This window comes from Mesorhizobium sp. M0243 (genome assembly GCF_040321775.1).
GTDB lineage: Bacteria > Pseudomonadota > Alphaproteobacteria > Rhizobiales > Rhizobiaceae > Mesorhizobium.
Genome location: NZ_JAMYSF010000013.1, coordinates 82920 through 100627, shown reverse-complemented (window position 1 = coordinate 100627; position 17708 = coordinate 82920). Strand labels below are relative to the sequence as shown.

Annotated in this window: 20 protein-coding genes; 8 read left to right on the top strand and 12 right to left on the bottom strand. The window is 61.4% G+C overall.

Annotation, left to right across the window (positions count from 1 at the left end; translation table 11 throughout):
- Nucleotides 1–88: 88 nt before the first annotated feature.
- Nucleotides 89–316: a hypothetical protein gene (locus NKJ11_RS18530; RefSeq protein WP_023812003.1), complete on the bottom strand. Its 228-nt coding sequence runs from the start codon at nt 314–316 to the stop codon at nt 89–91.
- A 251-nt stretch (nt 317–567) separates the two neighbouring features.
- Here NKJ11_RS18530 and NKJ11_RS18525 point away from each other — a divergent pair, with 251 nt between their 5' ends.
- A complete protein-coding gene (locus NKJ11_RS18525; RefSeq protein ID WP_023812004.1) occupies nt 568–963 on the top strand; it encodes a hypothetical protein in 396 nt (131 codons plus the stop codon).
- Nucleotides 964–1416: 453 nt separating this feature from the next.
- Nucleotides 1417–1602, top strand: coding sequence for a hypothetical protein (locus tag NKJ11_RS18520; protein ID WP_023812005.1), 186 nt, complete (start codon nt 1417–1419; stop codon nt 1600–1602).
- Nucleotides 1603–1640: 38 nt separating this feature from the next.
- Here NKJ11_RS18520 and NKJ11_RS18515 read toward each other — a convergent pair whose 3' ends face one another.
- Both NKJ11_RS18515 and NKJ11_RS18510 read right to left on the bottom strand, forming a co-directional pair.
- The gene (locus tag NKJ11_RS18515) at nt 1641–2390 is read right to left on the bottom strand and encodes a metallophosphoesterase family protein (RefSeq protein WP_023812006.1); all 750 of its coding nucleotides are present in this window, start codon (nt 2388–2390) and stop codon (nt 1641–1643) included.
- The gene (locus NKJ11_RS18510) at nt 2383–3192 is read right to left on the bottom strand and encodes a nucleotidyltransferase family protein (protein WP_023812007.1); all 810 of its coding nucleotides are present in this window, start codon (nt 3190–3192) and stop codon (nt 2383–2385) included. The genes NKJ11_RS18515 and NKJ11_RS18510 overlap by 8 nt, the downstream gene beginning before the upstream one ends.
- A 365-nt stretch (nt 3193–3557) precedes the next feature.
- Between NKJ11_RS18510 and NKJ11_RS18505 the strand changes: the two genes are divergently transcribed.
- The gene (locus NKJ11_RS18505) at nt 3558–4469 is read left to right on the top strand and encodes an agmatinase (protein WP_023812008.1); all 912 of its coding nucleotides are present in this window, start codon (nt 3558–3560) and stop codon (nt 4467–4469) included.
- Nucleotides 4470–4471: 2 nt separating this feature from the next.
- On the opposite strand, the gene NKJ11_RS18500 is transcribed toward NKJ11_RS18505, so the two are convergent.
- The 9 genes from NKJ11_RS18500 to NKJ11_RS18460 all read right to left on the bottom strand — a co-directional run bounded on the left by NKJ11_RS18500 (nt 4472) and on the right by NKJ11_RS18460 (nt 12394).
- Nucleotides 4472–5128 carry an imm11 family protein gene (locus NKJ11_RS18500; RefSeq protein WP_023812009.1) on the bottom strand — a complete coding sequence of 219 codons (657 nt, stop codon included), beginning with the start codon at nt 5126–5128 and terminating at the stop codon, nt 4472–4474.
- A 64-nt stretch (nt 5129–5192) separates the two neighbouring features.
- Nucleotides 5193–5855 (bottom strand): glutathione S-transferase family protein, encoded by a 663-nt coding sequence (locus tag NKJ11_RS18495; protein ID WP_023812010.1) that lies wholly within the window; start codon nt 5853–5855, stop codon nt 5193–5195.
- Nucleotides 5856–5895: 40 nt separating this feature from the next.
- The gene (locus NKJ11_RS18490; RefSeq protein WP_023812011.1) at nt 5896–6768 is read right to left on the bottom strand and encodes an aldose 1-epimerase family protein; all 873 of its coding nucleotides are present in this window, start codon (nt 6766–6768) and stop codon (nt 5896–5898) included.
- A gap of 175 nt (nt 6769–6943) precedes the next feature.
- Complete coding sequence (locus tag NKJ11_RS18485) at nt 6944–7660, bottom strand: Bax inhibitor-1/YccA family protein (protein ID WP_023812012.1); 717 nt, start codon at nt 7658–7660, stop codon at nt 6944–6946.
- A gap of 23 nt (nt 7661–7683) precedes the next feature.
- The gene (locus NKJ11_RS18480) at nt 7684–8475 is read right to left on the bottom strand and encodes an anti-sigma factor family protein (RefSeq protein WP_128304461.1); all 792 of its coding nucleotides are present in this window, start codon (nt 8473–8475) and stop codon (nt 7684–7686) included.
- Nucleotides 8472–8987 (bottom strand): sigma-70 family RNA polymerase sigma factor, encoded by a 516-nt coding sequence (locus NKJ11_RS18475; RefSeq protein WP_245273246.1) that lies wholly within the window; start codon nt 8985–8987, stop codon nt 8472–8474. The genes NKJ11_RS18480 and NKJ11_RS18475 overlap by 4 nt, the downstream gene beginning before the upstream one ends.
- 251 nt (nt 8988–9238) lie before the next feature.
- Nucleotides 9239–9772, bottom strand: a complete 534-nt coding sequence (locus NKJ11_RS18470; RefSeq protein ID WP_023812014.1) for a response regulator transcription factor — start codon at nt 9770–9772, stop codon at nt 9239–9241.
- The gene (locus NKJ11_RS18465; RefSeq protein WP_031213491.1) at nt 9762–11042 is read right to left on the bottom strand and encodes an ATP-binding protein; all 1281 of its coding nucleotides are present in this window, start codon (nt 11040–11042) and stop codon (nt 9762–9764) included. Before NKJ11_RS18465 ends, NKJ11_RS18470 begins: the two co-directional genes overlap by 11 nt.
- 38 nt (nt 11043–11080) lie before the next feature.
- Nucleotides 11081–12394, bottom strand: coding sequence for an MFS transporter (locus NKJ11_RS18460; RefSeq protein WP_023812016.1), 1314 nt, complete (start codon nt 12392–12394; stop codon nt 11081–11083).
- Between the two features lie 166 nt (nt 12395–12560).
- Here NKJ11_RS18460 and cyoA point away from each other — a divergent pair, with 166 nt between their 5' ends.
- The 5 genes from cyoA to NKJ11_RS18435 all read left to right on the top strand — a co-directional run bounded on the left by cyoA (nt 12561) and on the right by NKJ11_RS18435 (nt 17571).
- Nucleotides 12561–13730, top strand: a complete 1170-nt coding sequence (gene cyoA / locus NKJ11_RS18455) for a ubiquinol oxidase subunit II (RefSeq protein ID WP_023812017.1) — start codon at nt 12561–12563, stop codon at nt 13728–13730.
- A gap of 15 nt (nt 13731–13745) precedes the next feature.
- Nucleotides 13746–15758: a cytochrome o ubiquinol oxidase subunit I gene (gene cyoB / locus NKJ11_RS18450; RefSeq protein WP_352611740.1), complete on the top strand. Its 2013-nt coding sequence runs from the start codon at nt 13746–13748 to the stop codon at nt 15756–15758.
- A gap of 5 nt (nt 15759–15763) precedes the next feature.
- A complete protein-coding gene (gene cyoC, locus NKJ11_RS18445; RefSeq protein ID WP_127270912.1) occupies nt 15764–16390 on the top strand; it encodes a cytochrome o ubiquinol oxidase subunit III in 627 nt (208 codons plus the stop codon).
- Nucleotides 16387–16767: a cytochrome o ubiquinol oxidase subunit IV gene (cyoD, locus tag NKJ11_RS18440; RefSeq protein ID WP_352611739.1), complete on the top strand. Its 381-nt coding sequence runs from the start codon at nt 16387–16389 to the stop codon at nt 16765–16767. The genes cyoC and cyoD overlap by 4 nt, the downstream gene beginning before the upstream one ends.
- A 96-nt stretch (nt 16768–16863) precedes the next feature.
- A complete protein-coding gene (locus NKJ11_RS18435) occupies nt 16864–17571 on the top strand; it encodes an SURF1 family protein (protein WP_352793900.1) in 708 nt (235 codons plus the stop codon).
- Nucleotides 17572–17708: the final 137 nt, after the last annotated feature.

Genomic DNA, 17708 nt, shown 5'->3' with positions numbered 1-17708 from the left:
GATTGCGCATTTTCGGCCATGAGCCAATTGTCGATTTCGTACCAAATCGCTTCAACCGCCGGTGAGTCCTCCAGCCATGGCTCATCGGTCAATCGCGAGAGTCAAAAAGGACGGCCAGCCCCAGTTCCCGTGCCAGCTCGACGATCGTCTCCATCAACTCATCGTCTGTGTCCTGCAAATAAGGCGCGTCCCTGCGAGCGGCCTCTATCGCCGCTTTGACCGAAACAATGTCGCCGTATCGCGCACTTCGAAGCTCCTCTGCCAGAAACGCCTTGGCGGTACCGACAGGTCTTATTGCCCATCTGGCGATGCTCATGCGGCTCCCTCCCATGGTCACCTCTGCTTGATTTTGATCCTGTCCAAGGTGCAGATCAATCGATGGTACGATTCCGTACGAAACCGCCCAACCGGTTGGGAGACAGCCGTGTGACGGACGCCCTGGCCAAGGTTTTCGGCGTCTCTCTGGGGTGAGTTGGGACGAAATCGCCCGGCGGGACCAGCCCCGCGGGAACCATCGCTCAGCATGGGGGTTTCTTCAAAATCTCCTCGAGGATGTAAGGAGCGACCATGCGCATGTTGACGATAGCTCTCGCACTTTCCGGGGCGGTCATCATTCAGCCCGTCTACGCCCAAACTGTTGGCCCGCAGCCTCCCCAGGTGACGCCACCGCAGGGCGAAGTGCAACCGGAGCTGGCGCTGCCAGATCCAGGCTCTGCTGATTTGAATTTCACCGGCGTCGCCATTATCGCCGTCGAGGATTTGCCTGACGAAATCAAGGCGCAGGCGGATGCCGTGATCAATCAAACCAGCGCCGAAGATTTGCTTCGCCTGCAAAACTCAGTCGATGCTTCGCCTCAGGCGACATCGGCTTTGAGGGCGAATGGGCTCAATTCCTCGCAGGTTGTCGCTGCAAACATAGATGGCGATGGCACGCTGACCCTGATCATCCAGACGACGACTTGAGGCGCCGAAGCAACCATTCAACTTTGCCGATCTGCAGGCGATGGGCTTTCTGTCTCGAGGTTGGGCACTTGCCCCGCGATAAAGAAGCTCCCCTTCGTCTATGCGTGGACGGGAGGCTCTTCATTCTCGTCGGGATTGGGCAGCGGGGTCTCGTCCGGGAGCCTTTCCGGTTCGGGTTCCTCGATCGGCTGGGGCTTCCATGTTGGAGGCGGCACGGGCACATCGCGATTTGGGTCTGGCTGTCTTGGCTGTGGCATCTAACTATCTCCGTTCAGTCGGAACAACTCGTGCGCCGTGGCATGGTTCCTGGCAGAATCCAGCCATCGAGATCGTTACGCCCTCAGGGCACGCGCATGTTGGTCCGCCCAGGTGCCGGCCCAAAAGTTTGCAGATCGTTCGGAACCGGTCGGATTTTCGAGCCGTTGTCATCGACAGGGATCAAGGAGAAGCGCGATGAAGGACAAGCAAGGAAATATCGACCATACATTGCCGCAGGTCGCCATCGACGATCAGCAGGTGCGACAACTGGCGGCCACGACCGATTTGCCGTCCAGGCAGGCTCGCGAACTGGTGCGCCGTCACGGCAACGATCCCCGGAAGCTGGAAGAGTTGGCGAAGTCGATCAACGCCACCAATTGAGTTCGGGCCAATGGGCACCACGGCGCATGCCGCTGGCGTCAGATTTCGAGCAAGGCGTAGGGGCGGCCGCTTGGCTTGGTCACATGCATGGCGACGTTGTAGACCTTGGCTCCGCCAGGCGTTTGACCTTCGTAAGAACCGCGATGTGCATGACCGTGCACGACAGCACTAACCTGGAACCGATCGATCGTCTCCGCCAGGCGTGAAGAGCCCAAAAATGGAAATATCTCCGGCGGTTCTCCCGCGACTGTGTCGGCAATCGGCGCATAGTGGAGGATCACCAGCGTGCGCTTCGCCCGCACCTGGCGCATCGCGTTTTCAAGTCGCATTGCCTCGTTCACGCTTTCGGCGACCATCGTCTTGATGGCCGGTTCACCGAATGAGCCGAGCATGCGTGACCCGAAGCCGCCTATGAATCCCTTCACGCCGACAAAACCCACCTCTTCGATTTCGACTGCCTGCCCGTCGAGGAGATGAACATGCGCCTGGCGCAGGATGTTCGTGACGTCTTCCACCGCACCAGACTCGTAGTCATGATTGCCGAGCACCGCCACGACCGGGATCGAGCAGTTGCGCAGATCCTCGGCCAGCATCTCCGCTTCACGAGGCTTGCCGAGATTGGTCAGATCTCCCGTGAGAACGAGAATGTCCGCTTCGCTCGAAATTTCGCCGAAGAGGTTTCGATACGAGGTTTGCGCATCTTCCCGCACATGGAGATCCCCGACCGCGGCAACTTTGAGCGCGCGTGCGCCGTCCTTGGGCCCGCTGCTCTTGACGGGATCAGCCATCACGGAATTCTCCCACACCACCGACGCCGGCGAAGCCCCATTCCTTGACGTCGATTTCGTAATCGGTTTGCGAAAGCAGCCGCCCACGGCAGATCTTCATCCTTGGAGACGGCAACTGCCGTTGCTTGGCGAGGCGGTCGAGCAATTCATCGAGCAGCCACGCCGGGATATGATCGCGCTCGCTCGGATAGATCCATCTGAAATTGATAAGCTGCATCAACAGAACCTCCCAATGAACCTCCAGATAAGAAAGCAGCCGGTGCCAATCGATCTGATCGCCCGCCTTGAGAATCGTATGAGCGATATCGGCGCCATCGTGTCGCCCTCTGTCCTGGATAAAGCATTTGGACCAGATGAGTTCGGTCGGGCCGATGATCCGCACCCTGCTGCCCAACAGCTCTGTTTGGCGGGCGTGTTCCAGCCACAGGTCGCCAACAGGCACCGTGCCGTTGGCCGAGCCGAATATGACGTCGAAGAAATGCGTGCCCTTGAACACCTTGCCGAGCCACCGGTCATCCTCGATTTCGACGGCATATCCAAGCTGCTTGAAATGGGCGAGGATCCGCGCGTAATCGCCTGCCTTGCAGAAAATATCGAGGTCCTTGGTCTGGCGGGTGACACCCGTATAAGCGCTTACCGCGTAAGTCCCGGCGACCAGAAAGGGTATGTCGGTGGCGGTAAGCTCGCGGATTGCTTCCGTGTAAAATACCTCCGCCTCGGCATTTTTGAGCGTCGGCGCCGCTTTTGCATCGATCTTGGGAAGCGAGACCAGAACGTTTTCAGGCAATGGACCATTGGTCATGAAACGATGACTCCGAATCCGGCAACCGGTAGTCGCCCGCTGTGGTAACAACGTGAACCTCGCCTGGTTCCGCTACCAGGCGACCAGCCAAGGTTCATTCTCGTCACGCACTGGAAATTTCGGGATCGCGCCTGCCGATCCAAACCGCCAACGTCCTCGTCGGCAGCGCAATGTCGCCTCGAGATCGGCCCATGCCACCGCCAATGTCCCATTGGCCCAAATTTGAAACACCAGGTGGGTGATCGATCTCGATTGTTTTAGAGTTTATTGGGCTTACCCAATCGGCCCACAAAGCTGAAGCCGAGGCGCTTGACTTAGACACAACCGATTGGCGTGCGCTAGCCATCATCAGGATCCATCAAGCCATGACACCCTCGCCTCCCTTTCTCGGCTTTCCCGATCGCCTGACAGATGGCCACATGCCCCGCGCAGTGATCTTCGGAGCCGGTCACGGCAGCACTTATCCCGGCAAGGACAGCCGCGGCCATGCCTTGGCGGCGGATGCCATCCGAACTGCGAGCCAGGACGATGCCGCGCTCGTCGAGCACTGGGATTTCGATCTCGGCGGCCCGCTGTTCGACGGCAAGCCGGCCTCTTGCATCGACTTCGGCGATATCTTGACCACCATGCATGACAACGCCGGAAACCGGGGCAGGATCGAGGCAAAAACGTGCGAGATCCTGGCATTGCCGGCCGTGCCGATCCTGATCGGTGGCGACTGTTCCATGACCATTCCCTTCCTCGCCGGCTTTGCGGAGCACGGGCCGGTCTGGGTCCTGCAGATCGACGCTCATATCGACTGGCGCGACGAGGTGTATGGCGAGCGCCACGGCTATTCGAGCCCGATGCGCAGGGCGAGCGAGATGCCGCATGTCGCAGGCATGGTGCAAGTCGGCCTGCGCAGCGTCGGCAGCGCACGCATCACCGAGATCGAAGCGGCACGGCGCTATGGCAGCCGCTTCGTGACCGCCCGCGAGGTTCACGCTCAGGGCGTCGAAGCCGCGCTCCGGCATATTCCGGAAGGCGCGCGGGTTGTCGTCACCCTCGACTGCGACAGCCTCGATCCAAGCATCATGCCGGGCGTGGCGGCGCGTACACCCGGCGGCCTCACCTACATGCAGGTGATCGACCTGATCGCCGGCCTCGGCAGACGGACCCGGATCGCAGGGTTCGACCTTGTCGAGTTCTATCCTCCGGCCGACATCGACGGCCTGTCAGCGCTGACCGCCGCGCGCCTTCTCGTCAATGTGGTCGGCACCGTCGTCCGGCAGGTTTGATATCAAAACCCCGCTTTTCGCCGCAGACCGGCCCAAAAGCTCGTGAGCAAGCTTGCGGCTGAAATGCCCTTTTCCACACCTGGGTACTCGATCCTGCCTTGTCCGACCGGCTCGTCGCTCCAGACCAAGTTGAAAGCAATGCCCTTGAGCCCAAGCTCCCCGATCCGGCGTACGATCGTCTCCTGCAGATAGATATCGGATATTCGCACCCCATCGGCACGCTCGGGCAGCTTGAATATCTCGGCACCGCCGATTGCGTCCGCTCGAAGGACGAGGCTTTCGATCACCATTATGCCGCCATCGTCAAAGCGAACGATCTTTGAACGTTCCTCGTCCAGCGCATCGATCACGGTGGTGACATTGAAGAGCGATATTGGCTTGTCAGCACGAAGCGGCAGGAATTCACCGTACGGTTCGAGGGTTGGCCGAAGCAACTTCAACGCCCTCGCCCGCAGGATGAGCGCATGCTCGCCAAGCCATGGAAAATCTGAATATTGCCGGAGCGTACCGTCGTCGTGTTCGCACAGGATCTCCATCCCGGGCGGATGCCATTGTGTCTGCTTCCGGCCGCAGAGCGTCGAAAACAGCTGGTAGTCGTCCGCCTGTCGAGGAAGGACCCATTCCTGTCCTTCGACCACACTCAGGACATAGATATTCATCCGATCCCCCGCACATCATTGCCTTGGTAGACTCGGCCTGCTGCGCGGCTCTTCGCGCGCGTTCTCACCGCTGGTCCGCGACAGCCGTTTGCGGCACCGGCAGCAATTCGGGTGCATCCATCCCCTTGAAAGGGTCACGCCAGGCGTCGATGTCTTCAAGCCGACGGTACCAGCGGCTGACAGAGGAATAATCGTCGAGCGGCAATCTGGCGGCATCGTTGAACGGCAGAAAGGTCGCCATTCGAAAATCGGCATAGGAAACCGAATTCCCGACCAGCCACTGCCGCTCGGCAAGCACGGCGTCGAGTATTGCCGCGGCCGTATGGAATTGGTTTAGGCCCTCCTCCACCCGCTTCTGATCGATCGGGCCGATGCCGTACCGCTGTTTGGTCCCACGTTCGAAATGCACCGTGTCGCAAGCGAGTGCGAAGTGCTCCTTGCCCCAGCTGAGCCAACGGATCATCTCGGGTTCGTCATCGCCGGTGCGCCAGAAATCCGAATGCGCGTCGCGCGAGAGCCTGCAGGCTATGGCGTCTGCCTCCCAGAGGCTCTTTCCCTCATCATCCACAAGGATGGGCAGTGAGAGATTGGGATTTAACGGCCGATATTTCTCCGCCTGCCCCGGAGCGAAGGGCGAGGCGAATTCAAATTCGACTTTCGCGTCGAGATGGAGTGCCGCCGCGACCGCCAATCGAGGGTTGGGATTGCGGCTGAAATACAGCTTCATAGGGCACTCCCGGCGTGACTGGATCTGCCGATCAGGAACGTCATAGCAGCCGTGTCTGATAGCTCATCACGCGCTTTGCCCCCGGCGCGACCAGCATCAGACCTGGTTTGTCGACAAAATCACCATCGAAATCCACCGGGCTTGCAAGGCCGTGCCAAGGTTCGATGCAAAGGAATGGCGCGCCGCCCGGCTTTGACCAGACGCCCAACTCCCGAACCCCTTGCCAGGACATCTCCAGAGCCGGGCCACGCTCAGCGGCATAACGCACGCTGGAGCTGGCGATCTGGTCCATGATCACCGCGTCCTCGTCGAACAACCGCTCAGAGAGCGGGAGTATGTTGCCTTCGACAGGCGTCGGCTGTGGCGTTTTCAGCAGCAGTCCGTCCTTAAGACGGCGGATCGGCGCCGGCTCATCATCGGCAAAGATCAGCCGGTAATCCGCCTTGGCCAAATCCGGCTGCAAGGGCCAATTGAATGCCGGGTGCGCCCCGATCGATGCCGGCAGGAGCTCATCACCGGTGTTGGCGATGTCGAAAGTCACATCAAGCTGCTGGCGGACCAGCGTATAGGTCACTTCAAGCCGAAAGGCGAACGGATAGCGCGCCCAGGTGTCGGCGTCGTCAGTGAGCACCAGCGTGCAGGATCTCGCCCCCTTCTGCGTCCAGGCAAACGGCTTGTCGCGCCCAAACCCGTGCTGCGTCATTGGATAGGTCCGGCCGCGATGGCGCAGATGATCGCCCGCCAGCCGCCCCACGATCGGGAACAGCACCGGCGAGTGCCGCCGCCATTCTGGCCCCGCCTGCCACAGGAATTCAAATCCGTGCGCGTCTTGCAGCGAAATCAGTTCGGCACCCTGCGCGACGATGGTCGCCGAGATGCCGTCGCCATGAAGCGTTTGGCTGTCCTGTGCCACATTTCCTCGCGGGTCGTTGTTGAAGGCCGGCGCGGTCGGCAGACTAGCAAAAGCTCTTGGGGACTCAAGGTGTAGCCTGGTTCTGCAGGAACGAATTGTGGCCGGAGGATCTCCCTCCGGCCACCTCTCCGCATCAAGAGCAATAACCCTCGCTCTTGCCCACAGCGAATAGTCGTTATTCGCGTTCGCCGGTAAAATTCAGCAGCAGCTGGAAGATGTTGATGAAGTTCAGATAGAGCGAGAAGGCGCCGAAGACGGCAAGTTTCTGGCGCGATTCCGCGTCGAAATTCTCGGCATACTGTTCTTTGATCGTCTGCGTATCCCAGGCGGTCAGGCCGATGAACACGGCGATGCCGATCACCGAGATGGCGAACTGCAGCGCGGTCGAGCCGAGGAAGATGTTGACGATGCTGGCGATCACAACGCCGATCAGGCCCATGATCAGGAACGACGAGAACTGGGTCAGGTCGCGCTTTGTCGTGTAGCCGTAGAGACTGGTGGCGCCGAACATGGTGGCGGCGATGAAGAAGGTGCGCGCGATGCTGGTTCCGGTGAAGACCAGGAACACGGAGGCGAGCGACAGGCCCATGACCGCGCAGAAGGCCCAGAACATCGCCTGGGCACTCGCCGCCGACATGGTCTGCATTTTGAACGAGAACAACATGACGAAGGCGAGCGGCGCCAGCATCACCACCCATTTCAGCGGGCTGGAGAAGATCGGCACGTAGAGCGCCGGCGTCGATGAGATCATGAAGGCGACGAGGCCGGTGACCACAAGGCCGACGCCCATGTAGTTGTAGACGCGCAGCATATGCTGGCGCAGGCCCTCGTCGAAGATGGCTCCGGTTTGCGCGCCGGCGCCGACGCGATATCCCAGATTGGGGGTGTTCATTTGCGTTCTCCTTTGTGGATCGATCAGTAAAGCGTCTTGGCAAGCGTCTCGGCGGCGCGGTCGAGGTCGTGAACCTCGCTTCGTCCGACCACCGCATAGGCGACATCGCCGATCTGGAAATAGGCCGACGAAATATCGCCCGAGGGCGCTATCGTCGGCTTGACGACGTCGAAGGTTCCGGGCCGGATCGCAAACAGCGACACCAGCCCCATGTCTTTCGTCTCGACCGCCATCTCGACGCTCGGCCCAAAGCGCGACGGATAGATCTGCACGTCGCGCACCCTCCAATCCGTCGGCAGCGACGGCATGACGATCGCAGTGGCGGCGCGGATTTCGCCGGCGTTGTAATTGGGCGCTTCCGGCTGCGATGGCATGCTCTCGCGCACCAGCGTCGTCCTGTGGGCCTGCACCGCCTCGTCGACATAGGCGGGCGGCTGCGGCGAGGCGACGACCTTGGTCACCGACATCGGCCCGATGATGCCGTTTGCCAGCCAGCCGGCGGCGACGAAGCCGGCGACCGCCGCCGCGCGCTGCAACACGCCGAAGAGCCGGCCGCGGGCAAGCCCCCTCTCCAGCCGCCGCGCGGCATCGGCGGTCGCGGACCGCGCCATGCCTTTGGAGCCGGCCAAACCTGCGGAACCGGCAAGCGCCACGCGCAGTTCATCGCGGGTCCTGAGATCCGACATCACGCGCGCCGCCGCCTCCGGGCGAGCGGACAAGAATGCTTCGACCTCGATGCGGCGGGTGACGTCGACCTGATCGTCGACATAGGCGTCGAGGTCGATATCGGTCACGGGATCGACAGTTGCGGTCATGACGGGCCTCCAACGATCCTGAGATGGTTTTTTGCCTTCGCCGGCTCCTCCATCTCGCGCAGTGCGGCGCGCGCCCTGCCGATGCGTGACATCAGCGTGCCGAGCGGCACGCCGCTGGCATCGGCGGCCTGTTGATAAGAGAGGCCTTCGATGGCGACGAGGTGCAGCGCTGAACGCTGTTCTTCCGGCAGGCTGAAAAAAGCCTCGCGCACCTGCGCTAGGCGCACCGAATGTTCCTGTGGTGCCGGCGTGCTGCCGTCGGCCAGGTATCCAGCCTGTTCGACGCGCGACGCTTCGGACTTGCGGGACCGCATCTTGTCGATGAAGGTGTTGTGGACGATCGACAGCAGCCACGCGCGCAGGTTTCCGCCGGAGCGGAACGTGCTGCGCCGCTCATAGGCGCGCACCAGCGCGTCATGGACAAGATCCTCGGCGTCGGTGCTGTCGCGCGTCAGCGAGCGCGCATAGCGACGCAGCGAACCGAGCTGTCCTAGGATGTCAAAGCGTGGCATCGACGGTTTCATGTCCTGTTTACGGAGCATGTGGGGATTTTAATCCCTGCCCTGCCAATTTTTTCCCTTTGAGGACATCGTTCGCCTCTACCCTCGCCTCGCAGCATCGAGCGGCTATCCCTGGAACCGCATGATGAAGCCGAGAAATACAAGCTCCCGGAATCGTTGTGCGGGTGATTTCCATCGGTGCATCGACGGCAGGCATGGCGGCAGTGGGCCCAATGTGGCGACTGGAATGCAGTAGATCGTGCCTACTTCACACGCCTCTTCTCCAGCTTCCTCGCCAGCGTCCGGCGGTGCATGCCCAACCGTCGTGCTGTCTCGGAAATGTTGAAGTCGGCCTCCACCAGCATTTCGTGGATGCGCTCCCATTCGAGGTTCTTTATCGAGGTTGGTCGCTCGGCGAGCGGCACCGAAGCATTGCCCTCGACCTGGCCGAAAGCGGCTTCAATGTCGTCGGTGTTGGCGGGCTTGGCAAGATACTGGCAGGCGCCGAGCTTGATCGCCTCGACAGCGGTGGCGATGCTTGCAAAGCCGGTCAACACGACGATCCGCATTTCAGGATCGTGCTCGTGCAGCGCCCTGACGCATTCCAGGCCCGAGCCGCTGGCAAGCTTGAGATCGACGACGGCATATTGGAAGGCAACGGTGCCGATCAGCGCATGCACGCCGTCGACGCTCCGGCAGCTATGCGTTTCGTAGTCACGCCGTTCGAAAGACCGGCGCAGTGCGTTGGCAAAGGCGATGTCGTCCTCGACGATCAACAGCGTGCGTTTAGTCGGCATTGTGCCCTCGCGGAGACAGAGCAGCCAGCGGCAGATGCAACGTAACCGAAGCTCCCCCCTCGGTTCTATTTCTTACGGTGACGCTACCCCCCAGCTTGCGGATGACATTGACGACCAGAAACAGGCCGAGCCCGCTACCTGGCCGGTTTTTGGTCGACGTATAGGGCTTGCCGAATTCAGCAAGCATGGCTTCTTCAAATCCCGGTCCCGCGTCGACAACTTCGACGATAAGATCGTCCGCGTGGCGGCTGACGATCAACCCGACCCATAGAGGCGACGCTTCAAGTGCGTTGTCCAGTACATTGAACATCACCTGTTTGAGCGCAGGATCGGAGACGATCTCCTGGTTGGCGCCGAAACGCCTGGTGTATTCGAAACCTTGCGGCAGCCGTGTCGATTTCCATTCGGCCACCAGCTCCGCCAGGAAGGTGTCGACGGAGGTGCGAACCGTGCCTTCGCCGCGCAATTCGCCCGACGACATCAGGATTCCCGAAACGATCTTCTTGCAACGGTCCAACTGGCCCTGCATCTCCCGGATTTCCTGCGCCAGATCCGGATCGGCCTCGAGAGCCGGCATGCGCTGCCAGTCGTTGAGGATGACCGAAAGCGTGGCCAGCGGCGTGCCGAGCTCATGCGCGGCGCCAGAGGCGAGCAGGCCCATCCTGACGATGTGAGCCTCCTCCGCCGACTGCTGGCGCAAATCCGCAAGATGGGCGTCGCGGGTGCGAATGTTGTTCTGGACCCTGGTGATGAACAGCACCAGAAGCGTTGCCGCCAGGACGAAACAGATGAACATGCCTTGGATGTGCAAGCTGAACAGCCCGGCACCGTGTGCGGCGGGCAGGCTGATCTCACGGTAGAAAGTGGTCAGCGCGATGAAGCACGTGCTTGCAATGAGAACAAGGGCCCAGACCGACCATGTCTCCAGCAGCACCGCGCCCAGGATGACCTGGAGCAGGTAAAGCGAAATGAAGGGATTGGACGCGCCGCCGCTCAGGTAAAGCTGGACCGTCAACGCGGTGACGTCGAGCAGCAGCCCAAGAAACAGCTCGGTGTTGGTGATCGCGTCCTGGCTGCTGTGCCGGCGCAGGCTGGCGACATTGAGAGCGATCAGCAGCAGGATCACCACCGCCATCGGCACCAGCGGCAGGCCGATGCCAAGCGCGTAGCGGACGAACAGGATCGTCACGATCTGACCACCGACCGCGATCCAGCGCAGTTGGATCAGAAGCAGGAAATTCTGTTTGTTGGTCTTGTCGTGCAGAGTCATTGGGCCGGGAGGTCCCCAGCCCTGGCCAAGCAGGTCACTCAAGCGGGCGTCCGATCCAGGCGCTGGTTGAGCCTCAGCGCCAGCAACGTGCACAGCGCTCCCGACAACAGATAGGCGCCTGACGAGATCAGCCCGAAATGGGCGGACAGGAACAGGGCGACTATGGGGGCGAAGCCGGCGCCGAACAGCCAGGCGAGGTCCGAGGTCAGCGCAGCACCTGTATAGCGGTAGGTCTTTGAAAAGTTCGAGGCGAGTGCTCCTGAAGACTGGCCGAACGACAGGCCGAGCAGGACGAAGCCCAATACCATGAAGACGGACTCTCCGACGAAGCCGCCATCGAGCAGCTGTGGCGCGAAACCGCTGAAAACGGCGATGGCCACCGCCGAGCCTCCTAGCAAGGGCCAGCGCCCAACCCGGTCGGCGACGAAGCCCGAGATCGCGATTGCCGCCAGGCCGAAGAAGGCTCCGATCGTCTCGATGACCAGGAACCGGGCCGGTCCCTCGCGCGTGAACAGGAAAATCCAGGACAGAGGAAACACCGTCACCATGTGGAACAGGGCGAAGCTCGCCAGCGGCGCGAAGGCGCCGAGCACGACAGTGCGCCCTTCGGCGCGCAATGTCTCGCGGACGGAAGTCGGCTCCAGTTCCTGGCCTTCGAACAGTTTGGTGTATTCCGGCGTCACCACGATGCGCAGCCGTGCGAACAGGGCGACGACATTGATGGCGAAGGCGACGAAGAAAGGATAGCGCCAACCCCAGCTGAAGAAGTCTTCGGCCGACAGGTTGCCGACGAAATATGCAAACAAGGCGCTGGCAACGATGAGCCCGAGTGGTGCGCCCAGCTGCGGGATCATCGCATACCAGCCGCGGCGCTTTTCGGGCGCATTCAACGCCAGCAGCGAGGCAAGTCCATCCCATGTCCCGCCCAGCGCCAGTCCCTGACCGATCCGAAACATGGCCAGCAGCCAGGCCGAAGCCGGGCCGATCTGGTCGTAACCGGGCACGAAGGCGATCGACACGGTCGAGGTCCCCAGCAGGAACAGTGCGATGGTGAGCTTGGCGCTGCGGCCGTAGGCGCGGTCGAGCGCGGTGAAGATCGCCGTCCCGATCGGCCGCGCGATGAAGGCAAGCGCGAAGATGGCGAAGGAGTAGAGCGTGCCGGTCAACGGGTCGGCATAAGGAAATACGAGCTTCGGAAAAACGATGACGGAAGCGATCGCGTAGACGAAGAAGTCGAAGAATTCCGACGTCCTGCCGATGATGACGCCAACGGCGATTTCGCCGGGCTTCACCTCATGATGGCGCGCGTTTATCCGTCTTGCGTCGGCTTCGATCTTCGAAGTTGGGCTCACAGCATTCTCCGTCGCCCCGCCGCGGTCTCATACGATCGCTTGCCATGTGCGCGGGCCAGGTGCTTTGATGACGCCTGCCGCGTCATTGCGGCATTGGACAAATTGTCCAATGCCTTCATTGCCGCGGTACGGCTAGCACTGGGGGGAACAACCGACAGGTCAAACATTGAGCCGTCTCCGTACCCTTTTCCTGCTGCCCCTGCTGGCATCGCTCGGCTCCTGCAGCATGGTCGTCATGAACCCTGCCGGCGACGTTGCCGCGCAGCAGCGCGACCTGCTGATGGTGTCCACGGCACTGATGCTGATCGTCATCATACCGGTGATGGCTCTCACCATATTCTTTGCCTGGCGATACCGCCAGTCCAACCGCGAGGCGCGCTACGAGCCGGATTGGGACCACTCGACCCACCTCGAACTCGTCATTTGGGCTGTGCCGCTTCTGATCATCATCTGCCTGGGCGCAGTGACCTGGATGGGCACCCATCTGCTCGACCCCTATCGTCCGATCGGACGTGTAGCGGCCGGCAAGCCGCTGCCGCCGGACGTGCGCCCGCTTGAGGTCGAAGTCGTCGCGCTCGACTGGAAATGGCTGTTCATCTATCCGGACTACGGGGTCGCCATGGTCAACGAACTGGCTGCGCCGGTCGACCGGCCGATCAGCTTTCGCATCACCTCCGCATCGGTGATGAACTCCTTCTACATTCCAGCACTGGCCGGCCAGATCTATGCAATGCCGGGTATGGAAACCAGGCTGCACGCCGTCATAAACAAGTCCGGCGACTATGAAGGGTTCTCCGCCAACTACAGCGGCGCCGGCTTCTCGGGAATGCGCTTCGCGTTCCACGGCCTAGACGATGCCGGTTTCCAGGCATGGATCGCGAAGGCAAAGGACGGCGGCGGCAAGCTCGACCGAAACGGCTATCTGGAGCTCGAACAGCCCAGCGAGAACCAACCCGTGCGCCACTATGCGGCGGTGGATGCCGATCTCTACAAGGCGATCCTCAACATGTGCGTCGAGCCCGGCAAGATGTGCATGAGCGAGATGTCGCAGATCGATGCCAAGGGCGGTCTGGGAATGGCCGGCATCCGCAACACCCTGCCGCTGCTGTATGACAAGTTCGCCCGGCGCGGCACGATATTCGGCCCTGCCCCATCCTATGTCGCCAGCATATGCACGACCGAAGAAGCACTGGCGGCTTCGAAGGCCGATCAATCCGTCACGCCGATGACCTCGACGCCGATAGTCGGCGCTGGTCTGCAACGGCCACCGCCCCTGTCGATCCGACTGCCGTCACCTTCCGCAACCGGCACGCTTCGGTCGCCCTTCAACTCCTGAGGCGCCACGCAAGACATGTTCGACAATCCTGCTCTTCTCAAGGCGATCTTCGGCCGGCTCACGCTCGAGTCGCTGCCGCTGCACGAACCCATCGTGGTCGCGACCTTCGTAGTCGTCGCGCTGGGCGGCATCGCCCTCGTCGGCGCGCTGACCTATTTCAAGCTCTGGGGCTATCTGTGGCGCGAATGGTTCACCAGCGTCGACCACAAGCGCATCGGTGTGATGTACATGGTGCTCGGCATCGTCATGCTGCTGCGCGGCTTCAGCGACGCCATCATGATGCGGCTCCAGCAGGCGATGGCCTTCGGCGGTTCGGAAGGCTACCTCAATTCGCATCACTACGACCAGATCTTCACCGCGCACGGCGTGATCATGATCTTCTTCGTGGCGATGCCGCTGGTGACGGGCCTGATGAATTTCGTCGTCCCGCTGCAGATCGGCGCGCGCGACGTGTCGTTTCCGTTCCTCAACAATTTCAGCTTCTGGATGACGGTCGGCGGCGCGGTCATCGTCATGATGTCGCTGTTCGTCGGCGAATTTGCCCGCACCGGCTGGCTTGCCTATCCGCCGCTGTCGGGTATCGGCTACAGTCCCGATGTCGGTGTCGATTATTATATCTGGGCCCTGCAAGTGGCGGGCGTCGGCACGCTGCTGTCGGGCGTGAACCTGGTCTGCACCATCGTCAAGATGCGCGCGCCAGGCATGACCATGATGAGAATGCCGATCTTCACCTGGACCGCGCTCTGCACCAATGTGCTCATCGTCGCCGCCTTCCCGGTGCTGACGGCGGTGCTGGCCCTGCTGGCTCTCGACCGTTATGTCGGCACCAACTTCTTCACGAACGACTTCGGCGGCAATCCGATGATGTACGTGAACCTGATCTGGATCTGGGGCCACCCCGAGGTCTACATCCTGATCCTGCCGGCCTTCGGCATATTTTCCGAAGTGACCTCGGCCTTCTGCGGCAAGCGGCTCTTCGGCTACACATCGATGGTCTATGCAACCATCGTCATCACCATCCTGTCCTACCTGGTCTGGCTGCATCACTTCTTCACCATGGGATCGGGAGCGAGCGTCAACTCGTTCTTCGGCATCACAACGATGATCATTTCGATCCCGACAGGCGCCAAGATATTCAACTGGTTGTTCACCATGTACCGCGGCCGCATCCGCTTCGAACTGCCGATGATGTGGACGGTCGCCTTCATGCTGACCTTCGTGGTCGGCGGCATGACCGGCGTGCTGCTCGCGGTTCCGCCAGCCGACTTCGTGCTCCACAACAGCCTGTTCCTGGTCGCGCATTTCCACAACGTCATCATCGGCGGCGTGCTGTTCGGCCTGTTTGCCGGCATCAGCTACTGGTTCCCCAAGGCATTCGGATTCCGGCTTGATCCGTTCTGGGGAAACATGTCGTTCTGGTTCTGGGTGGTCGGCTTCTGGTTCGCCTTCATGCCGCTCTACATCCTCGGCTTGATGGGCGTAACGCGCCGGCTGCGCACCTTTGAGGATCCCTCGCTGCAGATCTGGTTCATCATCGCCGCCTTCGGCGCCTTCCTGATCCTGCTTGGCATCCTGTCCTTCCTCATCCAGATCTTCGTCAGCGTGCGCCGGCGCGAGCAGCTTCGCGACGATACCGGCGATCCGTGGGACGGGCGTACGCTCGAATGGGCGACGTCCTCGCCGCCGCCGGCCTACAATTTCGCCTTCACCCCGGTCGTCCATGATCTCGACACCTGGGCGGACATGAAGAAGCGCGGCTACCAGCGCCCTCTGACGGGCTTCCGTGACATCCACATGCCGCGCAACACCGGAGCCGGCGTCATCCTGGCCGGGTTGAGCGTGGTGCTTGCCATGGCGCTCATCTGGTACATTTGGTGGCTGGCGATCGTCAGCTTCGTCGCCCTGATCGGCTACGCCATCGCGCATACTTTCAACTACGACCGGGACTTCCACATTCCGTCCAGTGACGTCACCCGCGTCGAGGACGAGCGGACACGCCTGCTCGCAGCCACCAGCCAGGCGGGATAAGCACCATGGCACACGCCGACACGGTGATCGACGACACGGTCTTCCACCTGGAAGACGACCACGGCCATGCCGAGAGCGGCAGCAGCACCATGCTCGGCTTCTGGATCTATCTGATGAGCGACTGCCTCATCTTCGCGATGCTGTTCGCGGTCTACGGCGTGCTCGGTGGCAATTACGCGGCCGGACCCGCGCCGAAGGACCTGTTCGATCTTCCGCTGGTCGCGCTCAACACCACCATGCTGCTCCTGTCCTCCATCACTTACGGCTTCGCGATGCTGGAGATGGCGAAGGGAAGGGTGAAGCCCATGCAGGTGTGGCTGGTGATCACTGGCCTGTTCGGCCTCGCCTTTCTCAGCATCGAACTCTACGAATTCGCCCATTTCATCCACGAGGGGGCGACGCCGCAGCGCAGCGGCTTCCTGTCGTCGTTCTTCACGCTGGTCGGAACGCACGGCCTGCACGTCACCTTCGGCCTGGTCTGGCTGGTGGTGCTGATGGTGCAGGTCTCCAGGCACGGGCTGATCGCCGCGAACCAGCGGCGCCTGATGTGCCTGAGCATGTTCTGGCACTTCCTCGACGTCATCTGGATCGGCGTCTTCACCTTCGTTTATCTGATGGGAATGTTGCGATGAGCGCCGGGCACCAAACAGACACCAGCGACCAGAGCCACGCGCATCACGGCGTCGATCACGGCTCGCTGCGCGGCTATCTGACAGGCTTCGGCCTGTCCGTCGTGCTGACCGCCATTCCCTTCTGGCTGGTCATGACCAACGCGCTCGGCAATCAGATGGCGTCGGCGATTGCCATCATGGCCTTCGCCGTCGTGCAAATCATCGTCCACATGGTGTTCTTTCTGCATATGAACACCAGGTCGGAGAGCGGCTGGACCATGATGGCCCTGATCTTCACCCTCATCCTGGTGGTGATCGCGCTGACGGGCTCACTCTGGGTCATGTACCATCTGAACGTCAACATGATGCCCGGCCATGACATGAGTCAGATACCCTGAGAGAGGGACCTGGCTTTGGACGAACAGGCACGGACGATACCGCATTCGAATACAGGCGACGGCCAAAGGGTTACGCGTTCACCATGGACGCTGTTGGTGCTTTGCCTTTGCGGGGCCATCGGCATCACCGGCTTTTCGGCGCTTGGTGTCTGGCAGCTGGAGCGCCGCGTCTGGAAACTCGACCTGATCGAGCGTGTCGACCAGCGTCTCAAGGCAGTACCTGTGGCCGCCCCGGCGCCTTCGGCCTGGCCAGCGATCAACGCCAGGGATGGCGAGTATCGCCAGCTTGCCGTCACGGGCCGGTTTCTCGGTGATCGCGAGACCCTGGTCCAGGCGGTCACCGATCTCGGCGGGGGCTTCTGGGTAATGTCGCCGTTCCGAGCGGATGATGGCTTCACGATTCTGGTGAACAGGGGCTTCGTGCCGACGGACAAGCGCGATCCGGCAACCCGCTTCGCAGGCAAGCCCTCGGGCGATCACACCGGAATTCACGGCCTGTTGCGCATCAGCGAACCGAAAGGCGGCTTCCTGCGTAACAACGATCCGGCCGCCAACCGCTGGTATTCGCGCGATGTGCAGGCGATCGCCACGACGCAAGGCCTCGGGCAGGTCGCTCCTTATTTCATCGATGCCGATGCCACGCCCAATCCGGGAGGGTGGCCGGTCGGCGGCTTGACGGTGGTTTCGTTCCACAACAACCATCTGGCCTATGCCCTGACATGGTTCGGGCTGGCCTTGATGGTGCTGAGCGCGGTCGCCTATCTGTTGCGGCAGGCTGTGAAAGACAGGCACGGTGGGGGCTGACCACTGGCCGTGGCAAAGCCGAAATTTGCGCACAGAAGCGCTCATGCCGACGCGGACGATGGCGTGGTGGCGCTGTTAATGCCGGCTGGTCATTTTCCCACGCGCATCAATGGGTTCCGCATCAAACCCCGTCCACA

Coding starts and splice junctions, on each gene's coding strand:
- NKJ11_RS18475 (WP_245273246.1), bottom strand. CDS start 8,987: ATGCCACGCTTTGACATCCTAGGACAGCTCGGTTCGCTGCGTCGCTAT.
- NKJ11_RS18525 (WP_023812004.1), top strand. CDS start 568: ATGCGCATGTTGACGATAGCTCTCGCACTTTCCGGGGCGGTCATCATT.
- NKJ11_RS18505 (WP_023812008.1), top strand. CDS start 3,558: ATGACACCCTCGCCTCCCTTTCTCGGCTTTCCCGATCGCCTGACAGAT.
- NKJ11_RS18465 (WP_031213491.1), bottom strand. CDS start 11,042: ATGACTCTGCACGACAAGACCAACAAACAGAATTTCCTGCTTCTGATC.
- cyoD (WP_352611739.1), top strand. CDS start 16,387: ATGAGCGCCGGGCACCAAACAGACACCAGCGACCAGAGCCACGCGCAT.
- NKJ11_RS18520 (WP_023812005.1), top strand. CDS start 1,417: ATGAAGGACAAGCAAGGAAATATCGACCATACATTGCCGCAGGTCGCC.
- cyoC (WP_127270912.1), top strand. CDS start 15,764: ATGGCACACGCCGACACGGTGATCGACGACACGGTCTTCCACCTGGAA.
- NKJ11_RS18515 (WP_023812006.1), bottom strand. CDS start 2,390: ATGGCTGATCCCGTCAAGAGCAGCGGGCCCAAGGACGGCGCACGCGCG.
- NKJ11_RS18500 (WP_023812009.1), bottom strand. CDS start 5,128: ATGAATATCTATGTCCTGAGTGTGGTCGAAGGACAGGAATGGGTCCTT.
- NKJ11_RS18495 (WP_023812010.1), bottom strand. CDS start 5,855: ATGAAGCTGTATTTCAGCCGCAATCCCAACCCTCGATTGGCGGTCGCG.
- NKJ11_RS18480 (WP_128304461.1), bottom strand. CDS start 8,475: ATGACCGCAACTGTCGATCCCGTGACCGATATCGACCTCGACGCCTAT.
- NKJ11_RS18470 (WP_023812014.1), bottom strand. CDS start 9,772: ATGCCGACTAAACGCACGCTGTTGATCGTCGAGGACGACATCGCCTTT.
- NKJ11_RS18530 (WP_023812003.1), bottom strand. CDS start 316: ATGAGCATCGCCAGATGGGCAATAAGACCTGTCGGTACCGCCAAGGCG.
- NKJ11_RS18510 (WP_023812007.1), bottom strand. CDS start 3,192: ATGACCAATGGTCCATTGCCTGAAAACGTTCTGGTCTCGCTTCCCAAG.
- cyoB (WP_352611740.1), top strand. CDS start 13,746: ATGTTCGACAATCCTGCTCTTCTCAAGGCGATCTTCGGCCGGCTCACG.
- NKJ11_RS18485 (WP_023812012.1), bottom strand. CDS start 7,660: ATGAACACCCCCAATCTGGGATATCGCGTCGGCGCCGGCGCGCAAACC.